Origin of the sequence: Streptomyces sp., assembly GCF_031178505.1 — a bacterium.
Taxonomy (GTDB): domain Bacteria; phylum Actinomycetota; class Actinomycetes; order Streptomycetales; family Streptomycetaceae; genus Streptomyces; species Streptomyces gulbargensis.
The window spans coordinates 1-2,734 of the sequence record NZ_JAPSIW010000857.1 but is presented as its reverse complement, the minus strand read 5'-3'; the positions used below and the strand labels follow the sequence as shown (position 1 = coordinate 2,734).

The 2,734-nt window shown below is 72.9% G+C and carries 2 protein-coding genes and 1 pseudogene; 2 read left to right on the top strand and 1 reads right to left on the bottom strand.

Annotated elements, in window-relative coordinates:
- On the bottom strand, positions 1 to 653 hold a 653-nt coding region (locus RIF68_RS33515; RefSeq protein WP_375165776.1), incomplete at its 3' end, for an aminotransferase class III-fold pyridoxal phosphate-dependent enzyme.
- A gap of 314 nt (positions 654 to 967) precedes the next feature.
- Here RIF68_RS33515 and RIF68_RS33510 point away from each other — a divergent pair.
- Entirely contained in the window at positions 968 to 2,143 is a 1,176-nt protein-coding gene (locus tag RIF68_RS33510) for a hypothetical protein (protein WP_309055239.1), read from the top strand.
- A 220-nt stretch (positions 2,144 to 2,363) separates the two neighbouring features.
- Positions 2,364 to 2,734, top strand: a pseudogene (locus tag RIF68_RS33505) (hypothetical protein); the annotation flags it as partial.

Sequence of the window (2,734 nt, the reverse complement as noted above, 5' to 3'; positions counted from 1 at the left end):
AAGGGACAGCGGTACGCGTGGGGGTACGGGAGCCGGGTCACCCGGACGTCGTCCGCGCCGCCGGAGGCGTCGAGGGCTCCGGCGGTCATGCCGTGGTAGGCGCCGGTGAAGGAGAGGAGTCCGCGCCGGCCGGTGGCGGTGCGGACCAGTTTCAGGGCGGCCTCGACGGCGTCGGTGCCGGCCGGCCCACAGAACTGGATGCGGGCGTCCCGGGCGAGTTCGCCGGGGAGGGTCGCGAAGAGTTCCGAGGTGAAGGCGTCCTTGAGCGGGGTCGCGAGGTCCAGGACGTGGAGGGGGGCGCCCGAGTCGAGGACCTTCTTGACGGCTTCGAGGACGACGGGGTGGTTGTGGCCGAGGGCGAGGGTTCCGGCGCCGGAGAGGCAGTCCAGGTAGCGGCGGCCGTCCGCGCCCTCGATGGTCAGCCCCCGGGCGCGTACCGGAACGATCGGGAGGGAGCGGGCGTACGTGCGGGCCGCGGACTCCCGCTGGGACTGGCGGCGCAGAATGCCCTCGTATCCGGTGTCCTCGCGCTCGGCGCGGCCCGGTTCCGCGCGCCCGGCGCGGGTGGGTGCCGGGGCGCCGGGGCCGCCGGCCGGGCGGCTGGGCGTCCGCGTGTCCGGTGTGACGGCCGGAGCTGGTTCGGTGACGGCCACGGCTCGCTGTCCTCCCGCTGTAACGGTTGCGTTGCACATACGGGGGCTCCGCCGAGGCGCCGCACCGCGCCTCCGCACGCCACCGTGGTGTCCCCCGCCCGTACCAACGACGGGATCTGCCGGGGATCACGGGCCGGGCGCAAGATCCTTGGCGTGTCCGGGATCACGGCCCGGCAACGGCTGCCGGGGGTCCGGAACCGGCGGCCGGGCGCGTACCGTCCCCTCCGGCACCGGCATAGTGGGGGCCGGCCGTCCGCGTGATCACGGCCGCCGCACTCATGCACACACCGACGAAGTCCCAGGGGGATCACGAGATGCGATCGATCCGTCCGCTGCTGACGGCGGTCTCCGCCGTCGCGGCGCTGACGCTCACCGCCACGGCCTGCGGGCCGAGCGAGGAGAACGCGGGCGACAAGCCCGTGGCGCCGACCACCCAGAGCCCGGTCGACAAGATCAGGATCCCGGAGGACCTGAAGGACCGTCTGAAGGAACACGGGATCGACCTGGACAAGTGGCGCGACGGCGAGTGGCGGAACTGGGACCGGGACAAGTGGCTGCGTGAGGCCAAGGACTTCGTCAACCCGATCATCGAGGACCTGTGGGACCCGGACCGGATGCGGGAGGCCGAGCGGCCCGACCGGCCTGTCGAGGAGGAGGACATCTCGGGTGACGAGGGCGTCACCGACCCGACTCCGGCCCCGGTGCGGGCGAAGGCCGTCGCGCCGAAGTACCACAGCAGCGCGCCCGAGGCGGGGAAGGTCTTCTTCGACGGCCCGCAGGGTTCGATGGTCTGCTCCGCCACGGTCGTGAAGGACCCGGCGCACCCCGGCAAGTCCAACCTGGTGTGGACGGCGGGCCACTGCGTCCACAAGGGCAAGGAGGGCGGCTGGTACCGCAACATCGCCTTCGTGCCCTCGTACAACGACTCGGCGCTGCCGACGCCGGCGCTGGAGAAGGCGCCGCGTGAGGAGATCGCCCCGTACGGGGTCTGGTGGGCGGAGTGGGTCAAGACCTCCGACCAGTGGATCGCCCAGGGTGCGTCGACGGGCGGCGCGGGCGCTCCCTACGACTACGCCGTCATCCGGGTGACCCCGGAGAAGGGGAGCTCGGGCAAGTCGCTGGAGGAGACGGTCGGTTCGGCGCTCCCGGTGGACTTCAACGCCCCGGCAGTGCCGAAGATCGCGGGCATGACGGCGACGGGTTACCCGGCGGCGCCGCCGTTCGACGGCCAGAAGATGTACCAGTGCCAGGACAAGCCGGGCCGTCTGTCGCTGAAGGCGGAGCAGCCGACGATGTACCGGATCGGCTGCACGATGACCGGTGGTTCGTCCGGTGGCGGCTGGGTCGCCCAGGGCCGTGACGGCAAGCCGGCGCTGGTGTCGAACACCTCGGTCGGCCCGGTCTCGGCGGGCTGGCTCGCGGGTCCGCGCCTCGGCGCGGAGGCGAAGGCCATCTTCGACGAGGTCAGCGAGAAGTACGCCGGCCGGTAGTCCGGCTGCCGTCCGCCGGGCGGTACGGGCGCGCGGGCCGACCGCGTGCTCCGACGGGGAGTGGAAAGCGGAGGCGGGGCCCCGGGGTCCCGCCTCCGCCGTGTCCGGACCGCCCGGCATACTGTGCACCGCAAGTGACGCGTCCATGGCAATGGCGGGGCTTCGCGCCCCCGGCCTGCCCGTTCGGGACGCGGAACACACCTCAGGGGGAACTCACCACATGCGTTCTGTACGACTTCTGCCCGCCGCTCTCGGCCTGGTCACGGCGCTCGCGCTGACCGCCACGGCCTGCGGCCCCACCGGAACACCGGCGGCCGACAAGCCCGCCGGCACCGCGAACAGCTCCGCGCCCGCCACCGGCGAGGACGGCGCCGCCCTCGCCCAGGACCTCGCCGACAAGCTGCAGAAGCACGGCGTCGACCTGGAGAAGTGGAAGGACGGCGAATGGAAGAACTGGGACCGGCAGACCTGGCTCCGTGAGGCCGAGGACTTCGTCAACCCGGTGATCGAGGGGCTCTGGGACCCGGAGCGCATGAAGACCGCGCAGAGCCCGGACCAGACGATCGCCCCGCAGGCCGGCACCGGCGGCAC

Excerpts from the sequence above, each read along its gene's own strand:
- RIF68_RS33510 (WP_309055239.1), top strand. The coding sequence starts at position 968 with ATGCGATCGATCCGTCCGCTGCTGACGGCGGTCTCCGCCGTCGCGGCG.